Here is a 24,559-nt window from a genome sequence, read left to right on the forward strand (position 1 = left end):
GCCGGGATGGGTTTGCATCACCGCGAAACGCGCAGCGAGCCGGCAAATGCGCTCACCTGCGACACGACCTGCGCGTCGAGCCCGGCAAAGCCATGGTGGCCGGCCGCCTGGCAGGGATCGCCCCGGTCCGTGCCGCCGGACAGCCAGACGGCGCGGGCCCGGCCTCCGGCCCAGGCGATGAACGGGTCGACCAGTGCAGGCAGCGAAACACGGCAGCCGTCCTTGCGATGGTGGATCACGAGGGTGCGCGGCAGCGCCCCCGGCGATCCGGCCGAAGCCTGGAACATGTCGAGCATGGCCGAGGTCAGCACGAGGCCGTCGGGACGAGCGGAAAGCGCCGCGGGTGCGCGGGTCGCCCCGCGGCTGGTCGCGACAAGGATGACCGGTCGCGCGATCGACCGCATGTACTGGACCGCCTGGGCGGGGCTTGCCGCCGCGTCCAGCGTCAATGTGGCAAATCCGCGAGCCACATAGGCGTGTCGGGTCCTGACGAGCTGGTTGCCGAGGAGCGCGGTGATCGTTCCGTCCGGCCGGATACCGAGACGGCCGTCGCCGCCCGGCAGCAGGATGACGCTGCCCCGGAGTGTCCCGCGCGGCCTGTCGAGCGATGCATAGGTCCCGAATTGCGGCACTGTTTCGGCCGCATGGGTGGCAGTCGCCGCCAGCAGCGCCCCAACGAGAGAGACCAGCAGTCGCACGGTCATGGACAGGGCTCCAGCTTGGCGCAGCTTCCGCCGGTCGATCACGTATTCGACCGACAGTGGCCTATCGCCGCACCGAAGCATAGATCCCAGGGCTCGGTTGCCTCCGGTTCCTCAGGTGCCGACGCGCAACGGCGCGCGCAGCTTGCGCAGCGCCGCGACCACCGAAAGCGCGGTGATCCGGCCGGTCTTCGGATTTTCGGACGGGATGTTCTCGATCCGCAGGAAGAGCTTGGCGGAATCGGAATCGACCTCGATCTCGTGGCAGTTGCGGGTGACGGCGGGATCCGCCCAGATGTCGATGGTGGTCCTGTCCGGTCCGATGCCGGCGAGCGACAGCGCCACGGCGACATTGACATTGGCCGGGAAGCCGCGTGCGGCCTCGCGCGCCGAGCCGGAAAAGATCAGCGTCGGCTCCGTGATCCCGTCCATGTCGAGCCCCTTCTCCATCAGATAGGGAGCGCCGACCAGACCGCGCGGCGGCTTGCGCGTGGTCATGCGCACCGAATGGATGGTGCCTTCGGCGGCGGCGGTCACCGCGTCGAGGCCGAGCAGCGCGCCGGTCGGCACGATGATCTGGCCGCCATGGGCCTTGGCGAGCTCAATCAGCTCCGGACGCGGCAGCAGGGCACCGCAGGACAGCACCATGACGGTCTTGCCGGCGGTCAGCATGGGCGTGCAGATCTCGCCGATGATCGCCGCGGGCGCGCATTCGACGGCGAGATCGGCATGGTCGGGGAAGGCTTCGAGGCCGACCACCGGCGCATCGATGCCTTCGCCGTCGAGCCAGGCTCTCGCCTTGGCGACATCGCCCGAGGCGATGCAGGCGAGCCGCGTTCCGGGAATGGTGCCGCCGGCAATGCGCTTGGCCAGGGTCTTGCCGATGGCGCCGAGGCCGGCAATGGCGATGCGGGTGGTGGTCATGGGTCAGCTCCTGGTCGTCGGCGGGCACCATAAGGCCTCTTGGCGCCGGGGCCAGCCCTCCTGTTCATGCCGGTCATGCCGCGGCCGCGGCCGGGATCGGTCGCGCCGCGGCGATGCCGCCGCGACGCCAAGGGGGGTTGATGCCGGCCGATCCTCAGCCATGATGCCCCATTCGTCAGGGAGACCGATCCATGCTTCTTCGCCTGTCCCGCCTTGCGGCACTTGCCTTTGCCGTGTTCGCCTTGCCTGCCGCCGCGCTGGCGCAGACATGGCCGACACGGCCGGTGACCATGGTCATTCCTTTCGCCGCGGGTGGCCCGACCGATGTGCTTGGCCGCGTCATGGCGGAGCAGATGTCGCAGATCCTCGGCCAGCAGGTGGTGGTCGAAAATGTCGGCGGCGCCGGCGGCATGACCGGCACGGCGCGCATTTCGCGCGGCTCGAACGACGGCTATCAGTTCGTGCTCGGCACGGTCGGCACGCACGCGGTCAACCAGACGCTCTACAAGAGCCCGCTCTACAATGCCGCGACCGATTTCGCCCCGGTGACGCTGATCGCCGACGTGCCGCTGATCCTGATCGTGCGCAAGGACCTGCCGGTCAGCAACCTGCAGGAATTCATCGCCTACACCAAGGCCAACCAGGCCAAGATGCAGTTCGCCTCGGCCGGCACGGGATCGGCCGTGCATCTCGGCTGCCTGCTGCTGAATGCGGCGATCGGCACCAATGTCACCCATGTGCCCTATCGCGGTTCGGCCCCCGCCATCCAGGACCTGATCGGCGGGCGCGTCGACTTCATGTGCGAGATCGCCTCGACCGGCCTGGCCCATATTCAGGGCGGCTCCGTGAAGGCTCTTGCGACGCTCACCGCGACCCGCGCGGCCGTTCTGCCGGACCTGCCGACCGCCCAGGAGCAGGGCCTTGCCGGTTTCGAGGCCTATACCTGGAACGCCTTCTTCATGCACAAGGACACGCCGCCCGAGATCGTCGAGCGGCTGCGCCAGGTGACCATCCAGGCCATGGACACGCCCGCCGTGCGCGACCGGCTGACGGGCCTCGGCGCCATCATGGCGGCGCCGGAACGCCGCGGCGGCCCGTATCTCGAACGCTTCGTGCGCAGCGAGATCGACAAATGGGCCGCGCCGATCCGGGCGAGCGGCGTCAGCGAGTAACGAGATCGCCGTAGGCCGGCCTCAGCCGCCGGCCTCGGCCAAGGCGCGCAGCACGTCCGCGCGTTTCGGCAGCGGCGCGACCGCACCATAGCCGGTCGTGGAGAGCGCCGCGGCCGCACAGGCGTAGCGTCCGGCGCGGTAGGGGTCGCGTGTCTCCAGCCACTCGGCAAGGAAGGCCCCGTCGAAACAGTCGCCTGCGCCGGTTGCGTCCTTGGCTGCCACCGGGATCGACCGGATAACCTTGCGGCCGTCGGCGGTCGCGATCAGCGCGCCCTCCTTGCCGAGGGTCAGGGCAACGATCTTCGAGCCGGCCTCCAGGTAGAAATCGGCAATGGCATCGGGCGTGTCGCGGCCGGTGAGCTGGCGGGCGTCGTCGAGGCCGGGCAGGGCGATGTCGGCCCAGCGCATGGCCGCATTGGTGATCGCCCTCGCCCGGTCGAGCGACCAGAGCCGCAGCCGCAGATTGGTGTCATAGGAAATGGTGGCGCCGGCCGACCGGGCGGCCTGGATGGCGGCGAAGACGGCGTCGCAGGCACTTTCCGAGATGGCCTGGGAAATGCCGGAGACGTGCAGGACCTTTGCCGTCCGGATGGCGGTCAGCGGCAGGTCGTCGGGGGTGACGCGCGCGGCGGCCGACCCGGCGCGGCGATAGCTGAACTCATGGCCGTCGGCACCGTGGGTGACGAAATAGAGGCCGGTCTGCTGGCCTTCGACGAGCCGCATGTAGCTCGTGTCGATGCCTTCGGCCTGCCAGAGCTCGAAGAAGGCCCTGCCGAAACTATCGTCGCCGACCGCGCCTATGACACCGACCCGCGCTCCGGAGCGCGCCGCGGCTATGGCGCAGTTGGAGACGTCTCCGCCGAAGCCGAAGAGATAGCCAGGCTCGCCGGGCCGGGTCTGGTTGAATTCGCCGAGCGGTTCGCCGAAGCAGAGGATGTCGGTGGGCATGGATGACGCGACGCAAAACGGAAAGCCAAGGGACGGTGGCGAGCCTAGCCCTTATTTGCGGCATGGGCTATCGCCGCGGGCGGGCGGCAGGCTGTCCGGGCCGGCTTTGGCGAAGCCAGCCATGACAGGCCGGGGCGCCGCATCGGCCAAAGTGGCCTTTGGTCTCCACGCCCATTGGCCCTTGTCATAAAGGTGCAATGCGGTATCATTCGTGTACGAATGACATCTGGCGCAGCACGATCAAGGTCCCAGGGAACGCCATGTCCAACCTGAATACCGAACGCGTCCTCGAAGTCCGGCACTATACGGACCGGCTGTTCTCGTTCAAGACCACCCGCGATCCGGCGTTCCGTTTTCTCAACGGCCAGTTCACGATGATCGGCCTCCAGGTGGAAGGCAAGCCGCTGATGCGCGCCTATTCCATGGCCTCGTCCAATTACGAGGACAATCTGGAGTTCTTTTCGATCAAGGTGCAGAACGGGCCGCTCACCTCGCGGCTGCAGAACATCCAGGTCGGCGACGAGATCCTGGTCGGCCGCAAGCCGGTCGGCACGCTCGTGCAGGACAGCCTCCTGCCGGGCAAGACGCTCTATCTCTGCGGCACCGGCACGGGCCTCGCGCCGTTCATGAGCGTGGTCAAGGACCCCGAAGCCTATGAGCGCTTCGACACGGTCGTACTGATCCACGGCACCCGCTTCATCAACGAGCAGGCCTATGGCGATTTCGTCGCCCATGCTCTGCCCAATGACGAATTCATCGGCGAGGCGGTCAAGGCCAAGCTGAAATATTATCCGACCGTGACCCGCGAGCCCTATATCCACAACGGCCGCATCACGCATCTCCTGGACAGCGGCAAGCTGCCCGGAGACCTTGGCCTGCCGCCGCTGGACAAGGACAATGACCGGGTGATGATCTGCGGCTCGCCGGCCTTCCTGAAGGACATGGTGACGATGCTGGAGGGGCGGGGCTTCGTCGAGGGCGCCAACAACCGGCCCGGCCATTTCGTCGTCGAAAAGGCTTTCGTCGAAAAGTAGGCGGCTTTCCGCGCTGCCGGCTGTGCGCCGCCGCCTATGTCGCGGCGGCCGTGATCTGCCTGCGCGCCAGACCCAGCCCTATAAGGCTCATCAGGGCGAAGGCCGCTCCGGCGAGGAACGTGGCCTGAGGGCCGGCGATGTCCCACAGCGCACCGGCGAGGGCGCTGGCCAGCAGCAATGCGCCGCCGGTGACGAGATTGAACATGCCGAAGGCTGTGCCCCTGAGCTCGGCGGGCGCGGTATCGGCGACGAGCGCTGCGAACAGGCCCTGGCTGAAGCCCATATGCAGGCCCCAGAGCGCGACGCCTGCGAGCAATCCGCCGACCCCCGGGGCGAGGGCCAGGACCAGGTCGGCGGCGATCAGCACGCCGAGGCCGACGGCAAGCATGGTCGTCCTGTCCGTGCGGTCGGACAGGATGCCGGCCGGATAGGCCGAGAGCGAATAGGCCAGGTTCATGACGACGAGGACGACCGGGACGATCATGAGTCCGAGGCCTGCGGCGTCTGCCTTGAGGATCAGGAAAGCCTCGCTGAAGCGGGCGAGCGTGAAGATGCCGGCGAGCGCCACCACCCACCAGTAGGCGCGGCCGAGACGGGCGAGGTCGGCGCGGCGCAGGGGCAGGCGCGCGGCCGGCTGGCCGGGCTGGCGCGGCGGTTCGCGCACGGCAAGCATGAGGACTGCGACCGACAGGAAGGCCGGGATGACGGCGATCCAGAAGACCGTCTGGAAATGGCCCGTCGTCAGCCACATCAACCCGATCGCCGCCAGCGGTCCGGCAAAGGCGCCGGCCGTGTCGAGCGACTGGCGCAGGCCGAACGCCGCGCCGCGTACGGACGGGGGCGTGATGTCGGCGACCAGCGCATCGCGCGGCGCGCCACGGACGCCCTTGCCGACGCGGTCGATGAATCGGGCGGCCACCAGCCAGGCGATCGACGGGAACAGCGGGAAGATCGGCTTGCTGGCCGCGCCCAGGCCATAGCCGATCGCAGCCAGCAGCTTGCGTTTGCCGAGGCGGTCGCTCAGCGCTCCCGAAAACACCTTGGTGACCGCGGCGGTCGCCTCGGCGATGCCTTCGATGATGCCGACCGTCAGGGCCGAAGTGCCGAGCACCGCGGTCATGTAGAGCGGCAGCAGCGCGTGGATCATCTCCGAGGAGATATCCATCAGCATCGAGACGAAGCCGAGCGCCCAGACACCGGCCGGAATGGCCCGCCGCGCCGACCCGTTTGCGGGAGGAATGGTCATGCGTTCCGCCCCGGTGCGTCAGCGGTTCTCGTCGTGGGCGTCGAAGACGCGCTTGGCATAGCCGTCGAGGAGGGCTTCGCAGGCGGCGAGGCGCTCGGCCGCCTCGCCCGCCAGCGCAGCGCCGTAGAAATCCAGCCGCCGGATCTTGTCGAGCCAGGCCTGAAGCTTGCGCAGGTCGGCATCCTCTTCTTCCAGCTCGGCATAGGTGAACTTGGCCTTGGCGATCTCCTTGGCGATCTCCGCCTCGAAACCCGCGCAGCGGCCGAGGAACTCGCGATACTGCTCGTCGCGATCGGCATTGAAGCGCGCGATCACCTTGTCTTCCTGGCTCCTGTCCAGGGCGTTCATCGCCAGGATCAGCGCCTCTCCGCCCATGGCCGAAATGTCGTTCTCGAGCATTTTCAGCCGGCGCCTGTGATCGGCGTTCTCGGGCAGCAGGCAGACGCCGTTCTGCAGATAGATGGCGCCCATGCCCTTCAGCTTGCGCCACAGCGCGATGCGCTTGGCTGCAGGCTCGGGCGGCACTTTATAGGTGAGCAGAAGCCATTGTGCTGAAACCATGGCTTCTGCATAATGTTACGGCCGTTTCATTTCAACTGAAATGATGTCGTGAAGGCGGTCGACCCCTGCCGCGGCGCGGCCGTGGTTGCGGCGCGATGCCGGTCGGACAATGGATCTTCGCTGCCTGGCGCTCCCGGCCGGTCAGGCCTTGCGCTGGAGGCCGAAGCGCCGGGCTGCCTCGGCAAGGTCGATCTCGGCCCAGACGCGGTGCTCGCCGCGCGCATAGGCCGCGGCATTCTCGGTGTAGAGCCAGGCGTTGAAGCGGTTGGCGGCGCCGTTGTCCCGCGTCGCCTTGACCGCTGCGGGCACGCCCGCGACGATCGAATTCGGCGGTATGATCGTGTTTTCCTTCAGGAACGAGCCGCCGGCGATGATCGAGTTCTCGCCGATCACGCAGCCGTCCATGATGGTCGCGCCGATGCCGACCAGCACGTTGTCGCCGAGCGTGCAGCCATGCAGCGTGACGTGATGGGTGATCGAGCAGTCGGCGCCGATGATCGTCCCGGTGCCATTGCCGACATGGATGAGCACGAAATCCTGGACGTTCGAGCGCGGCCCGATCACCACCTCATAGACCTCGGCGCGGATGACCGCATTGGGCCAGACCGAGGCGCCCGCCGAGACCGTCACCTTGCCGTAGATCTGCGCGCTCGGATGGATGAAAGCCTCGGGATCGAAGCTGACATGGGCGCTCGTGCGCGGCGCTTCCGAACCCTTGAGCATGGCCTGTTCCCCGGCATGGCCGCAGGTTTCGCGGCCGCTTTGTTGGAGACGGGACCATGCCTGCCGGCCCGGACGCCAGCAAGGCTGCCGAAAGGCGGTGTCAGTTGCGCGACAGAGCGGGGGTGGAGGCTTCCGTGCCGGGCTCGTCCAGCCATTCGATGTCGTAGGCGAGCGCGACGTCGACATCGAAACTGGCGTCGACGGCGAGGGGCGGCGCGATAAGGATCGGCAGGGAGGACGTGTCAGGGGTCATCGGGTCGATCCGGTGGTGCGGCTGCCGGCCTGGTCGGCAAGCTGGAAGAACAGGGCGCGCATGACCGCGGCGTTCTCCTGCTCAGGCAGGGCACGCAGATGCGGATAAAGCTTGTCGAAAGCGCCCTCGAGCAGGCTGATCAGGATCGCCGGGCTCTGCGGGATCTCGTCGGCGGCATAGCTCGCCAGCGTGCCACGGCCGGCGAGCGCGGCGATCTGGACAAGCACGCGTTCCTCGATCTCGCCGGACTGGCGCTGCTGCTCACGGGCGAGATTGGCGCAAGCCTCCAGCGCCGCTGCGGCCTGGGCGCGCATCTCCGCGTCGGCCACCATCGCTTCGGCGGTGTGGCTCTCGAGGATGGCCGGTGCGCACGCTTCCTGAGCGGCGAGCGGCGTTGCCGCGAAGATGAGGCCTGCCAGGGCAAGGCCGGCGGCACGGGCCGGGATCAGCGCGCGCATCGGCGCCTCCGTCAAGGCGGAAAACCTTGACCGGGGACGGTGGACTGATCCGATTAAGGCTTGGTTAACGCCGCCGGCAACGAAGTCGTTGGATAACCGGCGGGCCGCCTTGGCTCTTCGGATCGAATCGCCCGGGCGCCGCGCCCGTCCGGGCGCCTCCTGGCCGTCGCCTCGATCGTCGCGATGACATTCTGAATGGCTCGCGTCCGCAGGAACGGAAAGGCATCGGCCCGTGCATCGATCTGGATCACGATGCGGTCACCGTGGTCCTCGAAATGAATGCCGGGCGCATCAAGGGTGAATTCGGTCATGACGCACCTCCGTACCGCAGCAACGCCCGGGCGCGGCATGAGTTCGGCGGAAGTGCACGACGCGGCGCGTCAGCGCACGCGGTTGCCGGAAACCGTCAACTGCGCGTAGCGGCCGGTGCCCTCGCGGGCGAGGTCGCCGGTGACAGGCCGTTTCCACTCCATGCCGACGACGGCGCCGCGGCTTGCACCCTGCACCAGATTGTCGGTGATCAGGGCCTGGCCGGCGCCGGGGGCGACCGATACGGCGATGCCGACCGGCGCGCCCTTGACGACATTGCCGGTCACCGAGACATCGCGCAGATACTGGCCCCAGCCGAGCTGGATGCCGGCAGCGGGCGCGCCTTCCACGACATTGCCGGAAATCGCCGCGTCGGCCTCCACCGCAATGCCGATGCCGGCGGGATCGTTGGGGTCGGTGCCGGCGGGCCGGCGCGCGACGAGGTTGCGGATCAGGTTGCCCTGGATCGCAGCGAGGCGGCCGCCCTCGTTGAAATTGGTGACGACCACGCCGAGGGCCGCGCCGTCGACGATATTGTTGGCGATGACGGCACCTTCGGAGCCGAATTCGACATAGAGCGCGGTCTCGCCGAGGCTGGCGCACTGATTGCCCGATATCGCGATGTTGGCGCTGGCATTGGCGCGCACCGCCGAAAAGGCGCAGGTCCTGATGCGGTTGCCGCGCACGACCACGTTGCCGGCACGGAAGACATTGATCCCGTTGCCATTCTGGCCGGAGCCGCCGTCCCGGGCAGCGATCTCCTCGATCCGGTTCGCTTCCACCATGGTGCCGTCGTCGCCGGCAAGCGTGCGCCAGACGAGAATGCCGTTGTTGCCGGCGCCCCGTATCGTGTTCTGGGCGATGGTCAGGCCCTGGCTGTCGAGCGCCATGATGCCGGCCTTGGCGGCGCCGGCAATGCTGTTGCCACGGACGATGCCTTCGATGCCTTCGAGCATCAGGCCGTGCTGCCCGGCTCCTGCGATCTCGCAGTCCTCGACGCGCACGCCGCGCCCATGGGCGAGCGTGACGAGGCCGCGGCGATCGGGCAGGGCGCGCCCGCCGCCGTCGATGACGAGGCCGGAGAGTGTCACATTGTCGGCGCGCTGGGCGGCGAGGCAGGCGGTGCCGCCCGCGAAGACCAGTCTGGTCTGACCGCGGATGCCGATGATCTGGCTGTTGGCGGGCAGCCTGATCTCGCCGATCCGATAGCTGCCGGCGCCGAGCCTGAGCGGCTGCCGCGAGGTTGCCGCCGTCTCGACCGCGCGCTGGAAATGGCGCGTCTGGTCTTCAGCCGCATCCGGCTTCAGCCCGAAGGAGGCGCCGTCCAGCGCGGCCGCGCGCGCCGTCGCGGGCAGGGCGAGGCAGGCCGCGCCAAGAAGAAGGGAACGTCGATCGAGCGACATGCCGGGACTCCGAACCGATCCGAACATGCCGGACCGGTCGCAAGGGCCGTGCCGGCCGGAACTGTCCCGAAACGGGATATGGGCGAATGGCGAGTGGCGCGTGGCGATTGGGGAACAAGCAGGCGGCCACTGCGCTCGCCGCGTCCCCACACCCCATTCGCTACTCGCCATCCGCTATTCGCCACTCGCTCTTCCTGGACAAGTGACCCTGCGATCCGACATGGTCCGGGTGGAACATCATCAAGGGAAGCGAGGCCTGCCCATGTCCGATAATGTGCGCAACAATGCCGGTGAGCATCGCTACGAACTCGTCGTCGATGGCCATGTCGCCGCCGCGCATTATACGCTGCAGCCCGGCGTGATCACCTTCGTCCATACCGTGGTGCCGGAGGCTCTCGGCGGACGCGGCGTCGGTTCGGCGCTGGCGCGCGGCGCGCTCGACGATGCACGAGCCCAGGGGCTGAAGGTGGTGCCGCAATGCCCCTTCATTGCCGGCTATATCAAGAAGCACCCCGAATATGCCGATCTCGTCGCCTGACTGACTGTCCGCCGACGCCATCCCGAGCCCAATCCCTGCCGCCAGGACCATCTCATGCGCCTTGCCGTCATCGCCGATATCCACGGCAACGTTCTGGCGCTCGACGCCGTGCTGGCCGACGTGGCCGGGCGCGGGGCCGACCGCATCGTCAATCTCGGCGATTGCGTCTCAGGCCCGCTCTGGCCCCGCGAAACCTGCGAGCGCCTGATGTCGCTCGGTCTCGCCACGGTTCGCGGCAATCATGACCGCTGGGTCGGCGATGGCGATCCGGTGGCCATGGGCCCGTCGGATCGCTATGCCTTGGGCGCCCTCGACGAGGCGGCGCGGCGTTGGCTGCGTGAGCTGCCGCGGGGGCTGACCTTCGAAGCGGAGGGCGTGACCGTCCGCGCCTTTCACGCAAGGCCGGATGACGACAATGCCTATCTCGCGGAGGATGTCGTCGGCGGGAAGCTCGCCCTGGTCGACGGTACGGTCCTGGCCGGCCGCTTGGGCGCGGCTGCGTCGGCCGGCCTCGTTCTCTGCGGCCACAGCCACCAGCCGCGGCTTCTGCGCGTCGCCGCGACAGGCGCGGTGCTGGTCAATCCTGGCAGTGTCGGTGCGCCTGCCTATGACGACCCGACCCCGCCGCAGCCGCACGTGTCGGAGGCCGGCTCGCCGCATGCCCGCTACGCCATGGTGTCGCTCGAGGCCGGTGTCGTGACGGCGGTCGAGATGATCGCGGTGCCCTACGACTGGCAGGCCGCGTCCGAGCGGGCACGGGCGAATGGCCGGCCGGAATGGGCCCATGCCCTGGCTACCGGTTTCATGGCCTGAACGATCATTTCAACCAACCGGCGAGCCGCCGCATCGCCTCCTCCATGTCGGACGTCGAGCCGGCGAAGGAGAAGCGGATGGCGTGCTGACCGCCGAACGGGTCGAAATCCAGCCCCGGCGTCGCCGCCACGCCTGCCTCCGCGAGCATGCGACGGGCAAAGTCCATGCTGTCATTGGTCAGGTGGCCGATGTCGGCATAGACGTAGAAGGCGCCGTCGACCGGCAGCAGGCGGTCGAGCCCGGCTTTCGGCAGGCCGTCGAGCAGCACCGCGCGATTGGCCGCGTAACCCGCCTTGATCGCCTCCAGGGCATCGGTCGCCTCGAAGGCGGCGAGCGCCGCGATCTGGCTGAGCTTCGGAGCCGAGATGAACAGGTTCTGCGCGAGGCACTCGACCGCCCGCACCAGGCTTTCCGGCACCACCATCCAGCCGATGCGCCAGCCGGTCATGCAGTAGTATTTCGAGAACGAGTTGATCACCACCACGTCGTCGGCGCTTTCGAGCGCCGTCGCGCAGGGCATGTCGTAGGACAGGCCGTGATAGATCTCGTCGGAGATGAAGCGGATGCCGAGGTCGCGGGCGGCGGCGACGAGGGCCTTCAGCGCGTCGGGCGTCATCATCGTGCCGGTCGGATTGGCGGGACTTGCCACCAGCAGGCCGTTGAGCGGCTTCTTCGCATGTTCCGCCGCGAGCATGGCGGGCGTGATCGCGTACCGTGTCGCGGCGGTGGTCTCGATGAACACCACCTCGCAGCCCAGCGCTTCCAGAATGTTCTTGTAGGCCGGATAGCCGGGGCTCGCGATCGCCACCCGGTCACCGGCCTCGAACAGGGCGAGGAAGGAGAGGATGAAGGCGGACGACGAGCCCATGGTCACAGCGATGCGCTCGATCGGCACCGCGACGCCATGGATATCGGCATAATAGCGTGCGATGCGCCGGCGCAGCTCGGGCATGCCGAGCGCCAGCGTATAGCCGATCTGGCCATCCATCAGCGCCCTGGCGGCGGCCTCGCGAATGGTCGCAGGCGTCGCCGCGCCGGGCTCACCGACCTCCATATGGATGATGCTGCGGCCTTCGGCCTCGGCGCGCGCCGCAGCCGTCATCACGTCCATGACCAGGAACGGGGCGACGGAGCCGCGCCGGGCCGGCGTGAGCAGCGAACGGGCAATGCCCTCGCGGGACATGGGTGACCTCGTCATGGTTTTGCCCGGATGCGTCGGCATGAGCCGGACCCGGGACTGGGATCGGCGGGCACGCATCGCCGGGACCAGCGCCGCGGCGTGCCGCAGCGAGCCCTGTAACATGCCGCTTCCATGAGGTCACGGCTCTCGCCCGAACGTGATCTCGATGCGCGTTGACGCTCGGTCGCCCGCTCCGTAGGTTCCCGCAGGATGACGTCTCAGCCGTTTCGCACACGCCTTGCAGCCTCGGTGCTGGCAGTCCTGGCCACCGTTTCGACGGTGCCGCCGGCCTCTGCCCAGCAGCGCGGCCTGCCGATCGTCCGCGACACCGAGATCGAGAATCTCCTGCGCGACTATGCGCGGCCGCTGTTCCGCGTCGCTGGCGTCGGCGGCAGCCAGACCAATGTCGTCGTCATCAACGATCGCGCCTTCAACGCCTTCGTCGCCAACGGCCGGCGCATCTTCGTCAATGCCGGCGCCATCATCGATTCGCGCACGCCCAACGAACTGATCGGCGTCATGGCCCATGAGACTGGCCATATTGCCGGCGGCCATCTGGCGCGCCTGCGCGAGGCGGTCGAGCGCGCCCAGATCCTGGCGGTCATCGGCATGCTGGCCGGCGCCGGCGCTGTGGCGGCGGGGGCCGCGTCCGGCCGGGGCGCTGGCGGCATCGGCGAGGCGGCGCCGGGCGTTCTGACCGGCGGCCAGCACATCGCCATGCGATCGCTCCTGTCCTACCAGCGTGGCGAGGAGGCGGCCGCCGATCGTGCGGCGATCGGTTACCTCAACGCTTCCGGCCAGTCCGCCAAGGGCATGGTGGAAACGTTCCGGCGGCTCCAGGAGCAGACCATGTTCGCCGCCCGGCAGGCCGATCCCTACATGGTCAGCCACCCCATGCCCGCGGATCGTGTCGCCAATATCGAGCCGCTGGCGAAGGCAAGCCCTCATTACAACGCGGTCGATCCACCCGACCGGGTGATGCGCCACAACCTGGCGCGGGCCAAGCTGGTCGGCTTCATCGAGCGCAGCGACGCGATCACGCGCCGCTACCCGCCGAGCGACGCCTCGCTGCCCGCCCGCTATGCCCGCACCATCCAGATGTTCCGCTTCGGCGACCGCAACCGGGCCGCGGCGCTCGCCGACGAGCTGATCCGGTCGCAGCCGAACAATCCCTATTTCCACGAGATCAAGGGCCAGATCCTGCTCGAGACCGGCCTGCCGGCTCAGGCGCTGCCCTCGCTCCGGCGTGCCGTCTCGCTGGCGCCGAATTCCGGCCTGATCCGCATCATGCTCGGCCATGCCCTGGTCGCCACCGGCAACAACGCCATGCTGGACGAGGCGGTGCGTGAGCTGCGCCTCGCCCTCCAGCGCGAGCCGGAAGCCGCCGACGGCTACCGCCAGCTCGCCATCGCCTATGGCCGCAAGAACGATCGCGGCCAGGCCGATCTCGCCGCCGCCCAGGCTTCGCTGCACGAGGGCGATCTCGTCGCCGCGCGCTCGCTCGCCCGCCGGGCCCAGGGCTCGCTGCCCACCGGCTCGCCCGGCTGGCTGCGGGCCGAAGACATTATCGCCCAGCGGCGCAACCAGCAGAACTGAAGGCTCGCTTCCATGGACATCCGCCCCTTCACCCTCGCCCTGGCTGCGGCCATCGGCCTTGCCACCTCGGCGCCGGCCCAGCAGGCGCCGGCCCCCGCCGCGCCGCAGGTCTCGACCGCGCCCGCCGTGCAGGCGAGCCCGGAGGAGCGCGCGCGGATCGAAACGATCATCCGCGACTATCTGATCCGCAATCCGGAAGTGCTGCAGGAGGCGCTGGTCGAGCTGGAGCGGCGCCAGGCGGCGAACGAGGAGCGCAGCCGCACCGAGGCGCTCGCCTCCAACCGCCAGCAGCTCTACCGTGCCGCCAACCAGGTCGTGCTCGGCAATCCGCAGGGCGACGTCACCATCGTCGAGTTCTTCGACTACAATTGCGGCTTCTGCAAGCGCGCCATGGCCGAGACCATGGATCTCGTCCGCCAGGACCAGCGCATCCGGCTGGTGCTGCGTGATTTCCCCGTGCTCGGCCCAGGCTCGGTGGAAGCCGCGCAGGTGGCCCTCGCGCTGAAGAAGCAGATCCAGGGCGCCAAATATCAGGAGTTCCACACCCGGCTGCTCGGCGGCCGTGGCCAGGCCAACCGCGCCCGCGCGCTGGAGGTCGCCCGCGAAGTGGGGGCCGACATGGCCCGGCTCGAGCAGGACATGAATGCTCCGGACATCCGGACCGAGCTCGCCGAGACGGCGCGTCTCGCCGATCTCCTGCGCATCAACGGCACGCCGACCTACGTCATCGGCGACGAGGTGGTGGTCGGCGCCGTCGGCGCCGAGAAGCTGCGTGAGAACATCACCCGGGCGCGCGCCGGCTGCGCCCGCCAGGCGAATGTCTGCTGAAGCCTGTTTCCGGCCTTGCCGGCGGCCATCCGGCAAGGAACGGGCAGGCTTGCCGGGCTTCGGCCTGTTCGGGGTGCACGCCGCGGCGCAGCGCGTTGCGCCGGCGCCGTGGCTGTGAAATCCATAGGCGCGTGCCCTGCCTGCCGGGACCTTCCATGTCAGCCTTCGATGCCGAGCCTCTGGCGCCCGCGCTGATCAGAACCCTTTTGAACGGCCGGCCGCTGAAGGCGGCTGCGTTCATTGTCACGATCTATGGCGATGTGGTCGAGCCGCGTGGCGGCGTGCTGTGGATGGGCAATCTCATCACGCTGTGCGCGGAGGTCGGCATCAGCGAGTCCCTGGTGCGCACCGCCGTGTCGCGCCTGGTATCTGCCGGCCAGCTTGTCGGCGAAAAGGAAGGGCGCCGCAGCTACTATCGTCTGGCGCCAGCCGCCCGGGCGGAGTTCGCCGCTGCCTCGCGGGTTCTGTTCGACCAGCCCGAGGACGGCGGCTGGGAATTTGTCCACCTGTCCGGCGACAATGCCGACGGCACCATGCGGGCGCTCGAGCGCGTCGGCTATGCGCGCATTGCCGCGCGCCTGGCAGTCGGCCCGAAACGGCATGTCGAGGCGATCGATGGCGCGCTGGTGTTCGAGGCGCGGGCGGTTTCGGGCCATGCCGAGCTGCAGCGGTTCGCGGCCGGCTACTGGGACCTGCCGGCGGCGGCGCGTGCCTATGACAGTTTCGTCGGAAGTTTTTCGGCGCTGGCCGAGCGATGGGGCGCCGCGCCGCAACTGGCCGGGCCGAAGGCGCTGACGCTGCGCCTGCTGCTCGTCCATGCCTACCGCCTCGTCGTGCTGCGCGACCCGCGTCTGCCGCTGGCGGCCTTGCCCGACGCCTGGCCCGGCGAAGCGGCGCGCATCCTGTTCTCCCGCCTCTACGTCGCGCTCTCCAAAGCCGCCGACCGCCACATTGCCGGCGAGCTCGCATCCATGGAGGGACCCTTGCAGGAACGTTCGCCGGCGGTGCAACGGCGCCTCGCCGCGCTCCTCCGCCAGGCAGGATCTGCCCCGGACGAAACCGCCACGGCCAGTCTCTGACATTTGTCGCTCCCGCTGCTCCGCCGGCTGGAGGATGCACAAAAGCATCACATTAAATTCGTTCATGCTTGTTGATTTGTGATGCTTTCGGCGTTATGAAGATAACCGGCCGGTCGGTCAGCATAAGGAACAAGGCCGCAATCCGAGGGAGGGAGTGCATGCCTGAAGCCGTTGGACACGATGCTGTGTCGGCACTGGCAGCCGGCGGCCGCGCCGCCCTGATTGCCGCGAGCGAACCTGCTATTATCTCCAAGGGGGCTCGGCCACATTGCGCGGCGGGCAGCCTGCTTGCATCGCATGGGTCTCGGCGTCGGCCGGGCGACAACCCTCGATCCGGGACCGCGGTCCGGGACGGCATTTGATCGGGTGACGGTGGAGGACGCCATGTATGCGCAGATGATCAAGACCGACAGCGATCACATGAAGGGTGCGGCCGAAATGTCGGCGCAGGAGCGCGCCTTTCAGGAGCGCATCGACCGCGGCGAGAAGATCGAGCCGAAGGAGTGGATGCCGGAGGCCTATCGCAACACGCTGATCCGCCAGATCGGCCAGCATGCCCATTCCGAAATCGTCGGCCAGCTGCCCGAGGGCAACTGGATCACCCGGGCGCCGACGCTGGAACGCAAGGCGATCCTGCTCGCCAAGGTGCAGGACGAGGCCGGCCATGGCCTCTATCTCTACTGCGCGGCCGAGACGCTCGGCGTGAGCCGGGACGAGCTGCTCGAGAGGCTGCATTCCGGCAAGATGAAATATTCCTCGATCTTCAACTATCCGACCCTCAACTGGGCTGATATCGGCGCGATCGGCTGGCTCGTCGATGGTGCCGCGATCATGAACCAGGTGCCGCTGCAGCGCACCTCCTACGGCCCCTACAGCCGCGCGATGATCCGCATCTGCAAGGAGGAGAGCTTCCACCAGCGGCAGGGCTACGACATCATGACCAAGATGGCCCAGGGCACGCCGGCCCAGAAGGCCATGGCGCAGGATGCCCTGAACCGCTTCTGGTATCCCTCGCTGATGATGTTCGGGCCATCCGACAAGGACTCCGTCCACTCGGCTCAGTCGATGGCCTGGAAGATCAAGATCAACACCAATGACGAGCTGCGCCAGAAGTTCGTCGACCAGACCGTGCCGCAGGCCAAATATCTCGGCCTGACCATTCCCGACGACAAGCTCAGCTGGAACGAGGCCAAGGGCGGCCACGATTTCTCCGAGCCGGACTGGGCGGAGTTCTTCGAGGTTCTGGCCGGCAATGGGCCCTGCAACAAGGAAAGGCTCGGCGCGCGCGTCAAGGCCTGGGATGACGGCGCCTGGTTCCGCGACGGGCTGACCGCCCACGCCCAGAAGAAACAGGCCCGCAAGGCGGTCGCCTGAGGGCATCGAAGCGACGCGCCGCGCGCCGCGATACGGCAGCAGCGGCAAACTCTTGGGAGAAACAGGCAATGTCCCGCGAATGGCCGCTTTGGGAGGTCTTCATCCGTGGTCAGCACGGCCTCAACCACCGTCATGTCGGCAGCCTGCACGCGCCCGACGCGGAAATGGCGATGAACAATGCGCGCGACGTCTATACGCGCCGCAACGAGGGCGTGAGTATCTGGGTGGTCCGCTCCTCCGACATCACCGCCAGTTCGCCGTCCGACAAGGGCCCGCTGTTCGAGCCGGCCAATTCGAAGGTCTACCGTCACCCGACCTTCTTCAAGGTTCCCGACGAAGTGGGGCATATGTGATGGCCTCGCCCCTCGATCCCGGCATCGACCGCGCGGCTTTCGTCGAGTTCCTGCTGCGCATGGGCGACAGCACGCTGATCCTCGGGCACAGGCTGTCGGAATGGTGCGGCCATGCGCCGGCGCTCGAGGAGGACATCGCGCTCGCGAATACCGCGCTCGACCTCATCGGACAGACCCAGCTCTGGCTCGGCCTTGCCGCCGAGGTCGAGGGCAGGGGGCGCTCCGCCGACGATCTCGCCTATCTCCGCGACGCCCATGAATTCCGCAATGCGCTGCTCGCCGAGCGGCCGAACGGCGACTTCGGCCAGACGCTGATGCGGCAGTTCCTGTTCGATGCCTGGCACGTGCCGCAGCTCGGCGCCCTGGCCCGCTCGCGCGATCCGCGGGTCGCCGAGATCGCCGCCAAGGCGGTGAAGGAGGCGACCTATCATCTGGAGCGCTCCTCCGACCTCGTCATCCGGCTCGGCGACGGCAGCGACGAAAGCCATCGGCGCATGCAGAAGGCGCTCGACGATCTCTGGCCCTATGCGGGCGAGCTTTTCCTGTCGGACGGCGTCGATGCCGCCATGGACGCGGCAGGCGTCGCGCCCTTGCCCGAGAGCCTGCGCGAGCCCTGGCAGGCCGAGGTTGGCGGCGTCCTTGCCGAGGCGACCCTCCAGCCGCCGGCGGGCACCTTCGCCCACAAGGGGGGCAGAACGGGCCGCCACTCCGAACATCTCGGCTATCTGCTCGCCGAGATGCAGTTCCTGCAGCGCGCCTATCCCGGCGCGACCTGGTAGGGGAGGAGGCCGTGGCCAGCCTGTCCGAACCCCGCTCCGCGTCGCTGCCGGCGCTCGACGACGTCTGGAGCTGGCTTGCCGAGGTGCCCGATCCGGAAATCCCGGTCATCTCCATCGTCGATCTCGGCATCGTCCGCGAGGTGTCCTATGACGGCGACACGCTGGTGGTGGCGGTCACCCCGACCTATTCGGGCTGCCCGGCGACAGCCGCGATCAATCTCGACATCGAAGCCGCGCTCGGCGCGCGCGGCGTCGGCAAGCTGCGCCTCGAACGCCGCCTGTCCCCGCCCTGGACCACCGACTGGATCGGCCCGGAGGCGCGCGACAAGCTCAGCGCCTACGGCATCGCGCCGCCGCTCGACGGCACCGCCGCCGACGGACGGGGATCGTTGCGCGCGCAGCGCCTCGCCGGCGCGAACCTTGCGATCGCCTGCCCGCGCTGCGGCTCGCACGCCACCGAAAAGGTCAGCCAGTTCGGCTCCACCCCCTGCAAGGCGAGCTATCGCTGCACTGCCTGTCTGGAGCCGTTCGACTACTTCAAATGCATCTGAGGGTGCGCGCGAAGCCGCCAAGGGTCTGAAATGTCTCGTTTTCACTCACTCGAAGTGACGGCTGTCCAGCGCGAGACGCGCGATGCGGTGGTCGTTACGCTGAAGCCGCGCGATGCGGATCGCGATGCCTTCCGATTCATCCAGGGGCAATATCTGACCTTCCGGCGCAAATTCGACGACGAGGAGCTGAGGCGCTCCTATTCGATCTGCGCCGGGCTCGATGACGATGTGCTGCGCGTCGGCATCAAGCGTGTCGACGGCGGCGCCTTTTCCACCTGGGCCAATGAGAGCCTGAAGGCCGGTGACGTGCTCGAGGCGATGCCGCCCATGGGCAATTTCCACCTGCCCATCGATCCCGCCGCCGCCAGGGAATATATCGGCTTTGCCGGCGGCAGCGGCATCACGCCGGTCCTTTCAATCATCAAGACGACGCTCGCCCGCGAGCCCAAATCGCGCTTCACGCTCGTCTATGCCAACCGGCAGATCAGCTCGATCATGTTCCGCGAGGAGCTGGAAGACCTGAAGAACAGCCATCTCGGCCGGTTCTCGGTGATCCACGTCCTGGAGAGCGAGGGGCAGGAGATCGACCTGTTCACCGGCCGGCTGGATCGGGCGAAATGTGACATCCTGTTCAAGACCTGGATCGATATCGGCACGGTCGATGCCGCCTTCATCTGCGGGCCCGAGGCCATGATGCTGACGCTCGCCGAGGCCCTGCGCGGCCATGGGTTGCGCGACGACCAGATCAAGTTCGAACTGTTCGCCTCCTCGCAGCCCGGCCGGGCGGCGCAGAAGGCTCGGGGCGCCGGCGACGGCCATCAGCGGGCCAATTGCGAGGCCACGGTCACGCTGGATGGCGTTGCGCGCAGCTTCTCGTTCCCGAAGCAGGGCCAGAGCCTGCTCGACGCCGCGATCGAGCACAGCCTCGACCCGCCCTACGCCTGCAAGGCGGGCGTGTGTTCGACCTGCCGGGCCAAGGTGCTCGAAGGCGAGGTCGAGATGCTCGTCAATCATGCCCTGGAGGACTACGAGGTCGCCCAGGGCTATGTGCTGAGCTGTCAGTGCTATCCGGTCAGCGACCGGATCGTCGTCAGCTACGACCAATAGCGATCCGCCGGAATCCGCGTGGCCGGCGACGGTCCGTGGCAGCCCGGCGGGATTGAACAGGGGAACGCCGATGGCCGACGCAGATCCCGACAGCCTTCCCATCGAGGATTATCTCGCGCAGGGCGGCGTGCTGACGGCGCCGGGCAACGCGCCCGCGCGCTACCGCGCCGAGCTGATGCGCCTGATGGCGAGCTTCGTCGACAGCGAGCTTGCGGGCTCGGCCGGCTTCGCCGACACGATCAACGACGCGCCCGGCATCAAGGAGCGCATCGCCGCCTCGCGCATCGTGCTCGAAAAGACCGACCATGCCGGCCGGGTGCTGGAGGTCATGGCAAGCTTCGGCGCCGATGCCGGCCGCTATGCCGTGCACTATCCCTGGGCCGCCCGCCTGCCGCGCGATGCCGATATCGGTGCGACGCGCCATGGCGGCGACCGGCGGCTGTCGGTGCTGCACTATCCCCTGGAGGGCTGGATCGACGCGGTGGCGATGAACGCCCTGATGGGGCGTGCGGTCGCGCTGCAGCTGAAAGAGCTCGAAAAGGTGTCGTACCAGCCGCTCGCCGAGGTGTTCCGGACGATCACGCCGCGCGAGGTCAGGCATGCCGAACTCGGCATGGAAGGCCTGAGACGGATCGTCGAAACCGCCGACGGGCGGACGAAGGCGCGGGCCGCCATCGCCTATTGGCGTCCGCGGGTGGCGGCGAGCTTCGGCCTTTCCGGCTCCGGCCGCTACGAGATGCTGGCGCGTCTCGGCCTCAGGCATGCGCCGAATGAAACCCTGCTTGCCGCCTGGCAGAGCACGATCGGATCGGAACTGGCCACGCTTGGGCTGGCTGAGAAAGGGACCGCGCGATGACCAAGGCTGCAACGGAGGTCCGTCGGCTGGAAAGCTATCTCGGCGGCGCATGGCGCAAGGGTGCAGGCGACGGCGTGCCGCTTCTCGATGCCGCGACCGGCGTTCCGGTCGCCGGGATCGATTCGTCCGGGCTCGATTTCGCCGGCGCGCTCGCCTATGGCCGCGACAGGGGCGGCGCGGCCCTGCGCCGGCTGTCCTTCCATGACCGCGCCGCGATGCTGAAAGCCCTCGGCCAGGCCCTGACGGCGCAGAAGGAGGAGTTCTACGCGCTCTCCGCCGCCACCGGTGCGACCCGCGCCGACGGCTGGATCGACATCGAGGGCGGCATCGGCACCTTGATGTCCTACGCCGCCAAGGGCCGGCGCGAACTGCCGAACACCCGCGTCCTGGTCGACGGCGACGTGGAGCCGCTCGCCAAGGACGGCAGCTTTGCCGGCCAGCATATCCTGACGCCGCTCCAGGGCGCCGCCATCCATATCAATGCCTTCAATTTTCCCTGCTGGGGCATGCTGGAAAAGCTGGCGCCGACACTGCTCGCCGGCGTGCCCGCGATCGTCAAGCCGGCGAGCCAGACGGCCTATCTGACCGAGCTGATGGTCCGACGCATCATCGAAAGCGGCATCCTGCCCGAAGGGGCGCTGCAGCTCGTCTGCGGCAGCATCGGCGATCTTCTCGACCATGTCGACGGCCAGGACATCGTGACCTTCACCGGCTCGGCGGCGACCGGCCAGAAGCTCAAGGCCCATCCGGCGATCGTCCACAACGCCACCCGCTTCACGATGGAGGCCGACAGCCTGAACGCCGCCATTCTCGGCCTCGACGCCGGCCCCGGCACCGAGGAGTTCGACCTCTTCGTCAAGGAGGTCGCGCGCGAGATGACCGTCAAGGCCGGCCAGAAATGCACGGCCATCCGCCGGGTCATCGCGCCGCGTCGCCATGTCGATGCGCTCGTCTCGACCCTGCGCGACCGGCTCGCCAGGACGCCGGTCGGCAATCCCGCCGACGAGGCCGCGCGCATGGGGCCTCTCGCAAGCCTTGGCCAACGCGAGGAAGTCCGCGCCCGCATCGGCGAGCTCGCCGCCGAGGCAGAGATCGTTGCCGGCGATCCCGCCAACCCCACGATCGTGTCGGGCGATGCCGCAGCCGGTGCCTTCCTCAACCCGATCCTGCTCTATTGCGACAGGCCCGACGCCGCGCGCGCGGTCCATGCGGTGGAGGCCTTCGGCCCGGTCGCGACCGTCATGCCCTACGACGAGGTCGACGAGGCGGTGAGCCTCGCCCGGCGCGGCAGCGGCAGCCTCGTCGCCTCGGTCTTCACCGATGATCCGGCGTTTGCTGTCGACGTGGTGACGGGTCTTGCCCCGTTCCATGGCCGGATCATGATCGGCAACCGGACGAGCGCCAAGACGGCGACCGGCCATGGTTCGCCGCTGCCCGTTCTGGTGCATGGTGGCCCGGGTCGGGCCGGCGGCGGCGAGGAACTGGGGGGCCTGCGCAGCGTCGCCCACTATATGCAGCGCACCGCGGTCCAGGGGGCGCCGGCGCTGCTCTCGGCGGTCACCGGCCGCTGGATCCAGGGGGCGCCCGTCCGGGACGACGCCATCCACCCGTTCCGCAAGTCGCTCGCCGAGCTCAAGGTCGGCGATCGCCTGGTTACGGCGAAGCGCACGGTGACGCTGGAGGATGTCGAGCATTTCGCCCATTTCACCGGCGACATCTTCTACGCCCACATGGACGAAGAGGCGGCGAAGGCGAACCCGTTCTTCGACGGCCGCGTCGCCCACGGCTATCTGATCGTCTCTTTCGCCGCCGGATTGTTCGTCGATCCGGCGCCCGGCCCGGTGCTCGCCAACTATGGCGTCGACAATCTGCGGTTCATGACGCCGGTCTATCCGGGGGATACGTTGCAGGTCGAGCTCACCTGCAAGGAGATCAATCCGCGCAGCGGCGCCGACCATGGCGAGGTTCGCTGGGATTGCCGCGTGACCAATCAGAAGGGCGCGACCGCGGCCCATTACGACGTTCTCACCATGGTCGCCAAGACCTGGCCGTGACGACATGGCAGGCCGTGATGTCAGGTCTCGGCCGCATGCAAAAAGCCCCGGGCCGCCGAGGTCCGGGGCTGAGGCCAAACTCAGCGATCCCTTGCGGGCCTATTCGCGGGTTTCGTAGCGATAGGATTTCGACACCACGCGCCAGCCGTCGGACAGCTTCATCAGCACGAGGTAGTCGATGAAGAAGCGCGGCGGCAGGGCACATTTCACCTTCACGAAGGCCGTCTTCTCGTCGGACCGGTCGACGGTGACGAGGAAGTCGTGGCGCGGGTGGCCCTGGCTCTTCGGCGAGGTGCGCTGGCGCACCAGGCCGAGCCAGTCCTTGTAGCCGAGCACCTTCAGTTCGCCGTTCTCGTTCCAGCGCAGGTCGGCGGACGGATGGAACGCTTCGGCGAGCTTGTCGGCATCGCATTCGTAGAGGCCGTCGAAATAGAGCTGGACAACGGCTTCGATGGTCGAGCGGTCATAGGACATGGGCGGTCTCCGGAGATCGGTTCCGGCGCGGGCCGTATCCTCGCAAGACGTGAACCCTGCGGGAGGCGGAGCCGTCTGGACGAAACCTCGAGGGCGGGTGGCGGTGCCGGTTGCCGGCCGGCCACTCCGTATGAGAGCAGACCACAAAGCGCGGCTCATGGAAATATGCCCGCGCGGAATGGCGGCGCTTGCCGCGCGCAGCCCTCGCGGCCATATTGCCGCGACTTGCGCGGGGCCTGGGCCCTGCGCACGCCTGAACTCCGCATATCCCTCAGGAGACGAGACATGATCGAAGACCTCATCAACCGTGTCGCCGCGGCGGCCGGCATCGATTCAGCGCTTGCCTCCAAGGCCATCGGCATGATCCTGGGCTTCCTGCAGAAGGAGGGGCCGTCGGAGCCGGTGCAGCAGATGCTGGCGGCGCTTCCCGGGTCCACCGCGCTGATCGAGCAGGCCTCGGGCGGCGGTGGCGGCGGCCTGATGGGCATGGTCGGCGGCCTGATGGGCGGCGGCATCATGGGCCTCGGCGCCAATCTGATGGGCGCCGGCCTCGACATGGGCCAGATCTCCAGCGTCGGCAAGGAGCTGATCGCTTTCGGCCGCGAACATGCCGGCGAGGATGTGATGGGCCAGATCGTCGGCGGCACGCCGGGGCTTTCGCAATTCGTCTGATGCCGTTCAACCTGCGGGCCCTGATCCTTACCGCCTCGGTCGTTGCCGGGGCGGCGGCCGCAGCGGCGGAAACCGAGGCGACCGGCTGGCGCGTCAACGAGGCAGACGGCCAGATCCAGGCTTTCGTCTCGGCCGATACCGGCGAGGGGCCGTCGGCGGGCACGGTCTATCTCGGCTTCTTCTGCGGACCGCAGCCGGTGGTGCGCCTGCGCGTGCCCGCGCCCGGCGGCGGTCCGGCGGGCAAGACCGATCCGGTCCGGGTGACCTTCGAGGCCGGCGACGACCTTTTCGTCGCGACGCTGGATGCCGCCCTGTCGGCTCCGGCCGACGGCCGCAGCGAGCTGACGGCGGAACGCAGCGTGATCGAGCCGGCCGACGCCGATACGCTCCGGGATTTCGCACGTTTCCTGCGCGATGCCGGCGGCAGCGAGCTGCGCCTGACCGGCGCCGGCGCGGCCGCCTCCTTCACGCTGCCGCTGGAGGGAGCCAAGGCGGCATTGAGCCGGTATCTCGGGGCTTGCGCGCCGCTCGCGCCGCAGTGATCCGAACGCCCCGCCGGGCGTCGTCATGATG

The 24,559-nt window shown here is 68.3% G+C and carries 28 protein-coding genes; 16 read left to right on the forward strand and 12 right to left on the reverse strand.

What is annotated here, in order from left to right; translation table 11 throughout:
- Positions 1-17: 17 nt before the first annotated feature.
- Entirely contained in the window at positions 18-704 is a 687-nt protein-coding gene (locus OZ671_RS05770; protein ID WP_268859850.1) for an alpha/beta hydrolase, read from the reverse strand.
- A 111-nt stretch (positions 705-815) separates the two neighbouring features.
- A complete protein-coding gene (locus OZ671_RS05775; protein WP_268859851.1) occupies positions 816-1,625 on the reverse strand; it encodes an aspartate dehydrogenase in 810 nt (269 codons plus the stop codon).
- Between the two features lie 191 nt (positions 1,626-1,816).
- Here OZ671_RS05775 and OZ671_RS05780 point away from each other — a divergent pair, with 191 nt between their 5' ends.
- Entirely contained in the window at positions 1,817-2,797 is a 981-nt protein-coding gene (locus tag OZ671_RS05780; protein ID WP_038309602.1) for a Bug family tripartite tricarboxylate transporter substrate binding protein, read from the forward strand.
- 21 nt (positions 2,798-2,818) lie between these two features.
- Here the strand turns inward: OZ671_RS05780 and OZ671_RS05785 are convergent, their stop codons facing one another.
- Positions 2,819-3,745 (reverse strand): sugar kinase, encoded by a 927-nt coding sequence (locus tag OZ671_RS05785; RefSeq protein WP_268859852.1) that lies wholly within the window; start codon positions 3,743-3,745, stop codon positions 2,819-2,821.
- Positions 3,746-4,005: 260 nt separating this feature from the next.
- On the opposite strand from OZ671_RS05785, the gene OZ671_RS05790 reads away from it, so the two are divergent.
- Entirely contained in the window at positions 4,006-4,779 is a 774-nt protein-coding gene (locus tag OZ671_RS05790; RefSeq protein ID WP_268859853.1) for a ferredoxin--NADP reductase, read from the forward strand.
- A 34-nt stretch (positions 4,780-4,813) separates the two neighbouring features.
- On the opposite strand, the gene OZ671_RS05795 is transcribed toward OZ671_RS05790, so the two are convergent.
- From OZ671_RS05795 to OZ671_RS05825, 7 genes are all read right to left on the reverse strand, one after another.
- Positions 4,814-6,025: an MFS transporter gene (locus tag OZ671_RS05795; RefSeq protein ID WP_268859854.1), complete on the reverse strand. Its 1,212-nt coding sequence runs from the start codon at positions 6,023-6,025 to the stop codon at positions 4,814-4,816.
- A gap of 18 nt (positions 6,026-6,043) precedes the next feature.
- Positions 6,044-6,586, reverse strand: a complete 543-nt coding sequence (locus OZ671_RS05800; protein WP_268859855.1) for a Chromate resistance protein ChrB — start codon at positions 6,584-6,586, stop codon at positions 6,044-6,046.
- 141 nt (positions 6,587-6,727) lie between these two features.
- Entirely contained in the window at positions 6,728-7,309 is a 582-nt protein-coding gene (locus tag OZ671_RS05805; RefSeq protein WP_268859856.1) for a gamma carbonic anhydrase family protein, read from the reverse strand.
- 100 nt (positions 7,310-7,409) lie between these two features.
- On the reverse strand, positions 7,410-7,562 hold the full coding sequence (locus OZ671_RS05810; protein ID WP_268859857.1) for a hypothetical protein: 153 nt from the start codon (positions 7,560-7,562) through the stop codon (positions 7,410-7,412).
- Complete coding sequence (locus OZ671_RS05815; protein WP_268859858.1) at positions 7,559-8,020, reverse strand: hypothetical protein; 462 nt, start codon at positions 8,018-8,020, stop codon at positions 7,559-7,561. Before OZ671_RS05815 ends, OZ671_RS05810 begins: the two co-directional genes overlap by 4 nt.
- 53 nt (positions 8,021-8,073) lie before the next feature.
- Positions 8,074-8,331, reverse strand: coding sequence for a hypothetical protein (locus OZ671_RS05820; protein WP_268859859.1), 258 nt, complete (start codon positions 8,329-8,331; stop codon positions 8,074-8,076).
- Between the two features lie 69 nt (positions 8,332-8,400).
- Positions 8,401-9,732: a TIGR03808 family TAT-translocated repetitive protein gene (locus OZ671_RS05825; RefSeq protein ID WP_268859860.1), complete on the reverse strand. Its 1,332-nt coding sequence runs from the start codon at positions 9,730-9,732 to the stop codon at positions 8,401-8,403.
- 262 nt (positions 9,733-9,994) lie between these two features.
- Here OZ671_RS05825 and OZ671_RS05830 point away from each other — a divergent pair, with 262 nt between their 5' ends.
- Positions 9,995-10,270: a GNAT family N-acetyltransferase gene (locus OZ671_RS05830; RefSeq protein ID WP_268859861.1), complete on the forward strand. Its 276-nt coding sequence runs from the start codon at positions 9,995-9,997 to the stop codon at positions 10,268-10,270.
- A gap of 54 nt (positions 10,271-10,324) precedes the next feature.
- Positions 10,325-11,083, forward strand: a complete 759-nt coding sequence (locus OZ671_RS05835) for a metallophosphoesterase family protein (RefSeq protein ID WP_268859862.1) — start codon at positions 10,325-10,327, stop codon at positions 11,081-11,083.
- A 4-nt stretch (positions 11,084-11,087) separates the two neighbouring features.
- Here the strand turns inward: OZ671_RS05835 and OZ671_RS05840 are convergent, their stop codons facing one another.
- Positions 11,088-12,266: a pyridoxal phosphate-dependent aminotransferase gene (locus OZ671_RS05840; protein WP_268859863.1), complete on the reverse strand. Its 1,179-nt coding sequence runs from the start codon at positions 12,264-12,266 to the stop codon at positions 11,088-11,090.
- 207 nt (positions 12,267-12,473) lie between these two features.
- Here OZ671_RS05840 and OZ671_RS05845 point away from each other — a divergent pair, with 207 nt between their 5' ends.
- The 10 genes from OZ671_RS05845 (at position 12,474) to paaZ (ending at position 22,840) form a co-directional block, all read left to right on the forward strand.
- Positions 12,474-13,859, forward strand: a complete 1,386-nt coding sequence (locus tag OZ671_RS05845; RefSeq protein ID WP_268859864.1) for a M48 family metalloprotease — start codon at positions 12,474-12,476, stop codon at positions 13,857-13,859.
- A 12-nt stretch (positions 13,860-13,871) separates the two neighbouring features.
- The gene (locus tag OZ671_RS05850) at positions 13,872-14,687 is read left to right on the forward strand and encodes a DsbA family protein (protein ID WP_268859865.1); all 816 of its coding nucleotides are present in this window, start codon (positions 13,872-13,874) and stop codon (positions 14,685-14,687) included.
- A 155-nt stretch (positions 14,688-14,842) separates the two neighbouring features.
- Positions 14,843-15,766, forward strand: a complete 924-nt coding sequence (locus OZ671_RS05855; protein ID WP_268859866.1) for a PaaX family transcriptional regulator C-terminal domain-containing protein — start codon at positions 14,843-14,845, stop codon at positions 15,764-15,766.
- Between the two features lie 384 nt (positions 15,767-16,150).
- Positions 16,151-17,140: a 1,2-phenylacetyl-CoA epoxidase subunit PaaA gene (gene paaA / locus OZ671_RS05860; RefSeq protein WP_268859867.1), complete on the forward strand. Its 990-nt coding sequence runs from the start codon at positions 16,151-16,153 to the stop codon at positions 17,138-17,140.
- A 68-nt stretch (positions 17,141-17,208) separates the two neighbouring features.
- Positions 17,209-17,493 (forward strand): 1,2-phenylacetyl-CoA epoxidase subunit PaaB, encoded by a 285-nt coding sequence (paaB, locus tag OZ671_RS05865; protein WP_038309699.1) that lies wholly within the window; start codon positions 17,209-17,211, stop codon positions 17,491-17,493.
- On the forward strand, positions 17,493-18,272 hold the full coding sequence (gene paaC / locus OZ671_RS05870; RefSeq protein ID WP_268859868.1) for a 1,2-phenylacetyl-CoA epoxidase subunit PaaC: 780 nt from the start codon (positions 17,493-17,495) through the stop codon (positions 18,270-18,272). Before paaB ends, paaC begins: the two co-directional genes overlap by 1 nt.
- An 11-nt stretch (positions 18,273-18,283) precedes the next feature.
- Complete coding sequence (paaD, locus tag OZ671_RS05875; protein WP_268859869.1) at positions 18,284-18,823, forward strand: 1,2-phenylacetyl-CoA epoxidase subunit PaaD; 540 nt, start codon at positions 18,284-18,286, stop codon at positions 18,821-18,823.
- A gap of 30 nt (positions 18,824-18,853) precedes the next feature.
- Positions 18,854-19,930, forward strand: a complete 1,077-nt coding sequence (gene paaE / locus OZ671_RS05880; protein ID WP_268859870.1) for a 1,2-phenylacetyl-CoA epoxidase subunit PaaE — start codon at positions 18,854-18,856, stop codon at positions 19,928-19,930.
- A gap of 70 nt (positions 19,931-20,000) precedes the next feature.
- The gene (locus OZ671_RS05885; protein WP_268859871.1) at positions 20,001-20,786 is read left to right on the forward strand and encodes a Phenylacetic acid catabolic protein; all 786 of its coding nucleotides are present in this window, start codon (positions 20,001-20,003) and stop codon (positions 20,784-20,786) included.
- Complete coding sequence (gene paaZ / locus OZ671_RS05890) at positions 20,783-22,840, forward strand: phenylacetic acid degradation bifunctional protein PaaZ (RefSeq protein WP_268859872.1); 2,058 nt, start codon at positions 20,783-20,785, stop codon at positions 22,838-22,840. Before OZ671_RS05885 ends, paaZ begins: the two co-directional genes overlap by 4 nt.
- Positions 22,841-22,939: 99 nt before the next feature.
- On the opposite strand, the gene OZ671_RS05895 is transcribed toward paaZ, so the two are convergent.
- Positions 22,940-23,314, reverse strand: coding sequence for a nuclear transport factor 2 family protein (locus OZ671_RS05895; protein WP_268859873.1), 375 nt, complete (start codon positions 23,312-23,314; stop codon positions 22,940-22,942).
- A 288-nt stretch (positions 23,315-23,602) separates the two neighbouring features.
- Here OZ671_RS05895 and OZ671_RS05900 point away from each other — a divergent pair, with 288 nt between their 5' ends.
- A complete protein-coding gene (locus OZ671_RS05900) occupies positions 23,603-23,986 on the forward strand; it encodes a hypothetical protein (RefSeq protein ID WP_038309723.1) in 384 nt (127 codons plus the stop codon).
- On the forward strand, positions 23,986-24,528 hold the full coding sequence (locus tag OZ671_RS05905; protein WP_268859874.1) for a hypothetical protein: 543 nt from the start codon (positions 23,986-23,988) through the stop codon (positions 24,526-24,528). The genes OZ671_RS05900 and OZ671_RS05905 overlap by 1 nt, the downstream gene beginning before the upstream one ends.
- The last annotated feature ends 31 nt before the right edge of the window (positions 24,529-24,559 follow it).

The organism is Phreatobacter sp. AB_2022a (genome assembly GCF_026847585.1).
Lineage (GTDB): Bacteria > Pseudomonadota > Alphaproteobacteria > Rhizobiales > Phreatobacteraceae > Phreatobacter.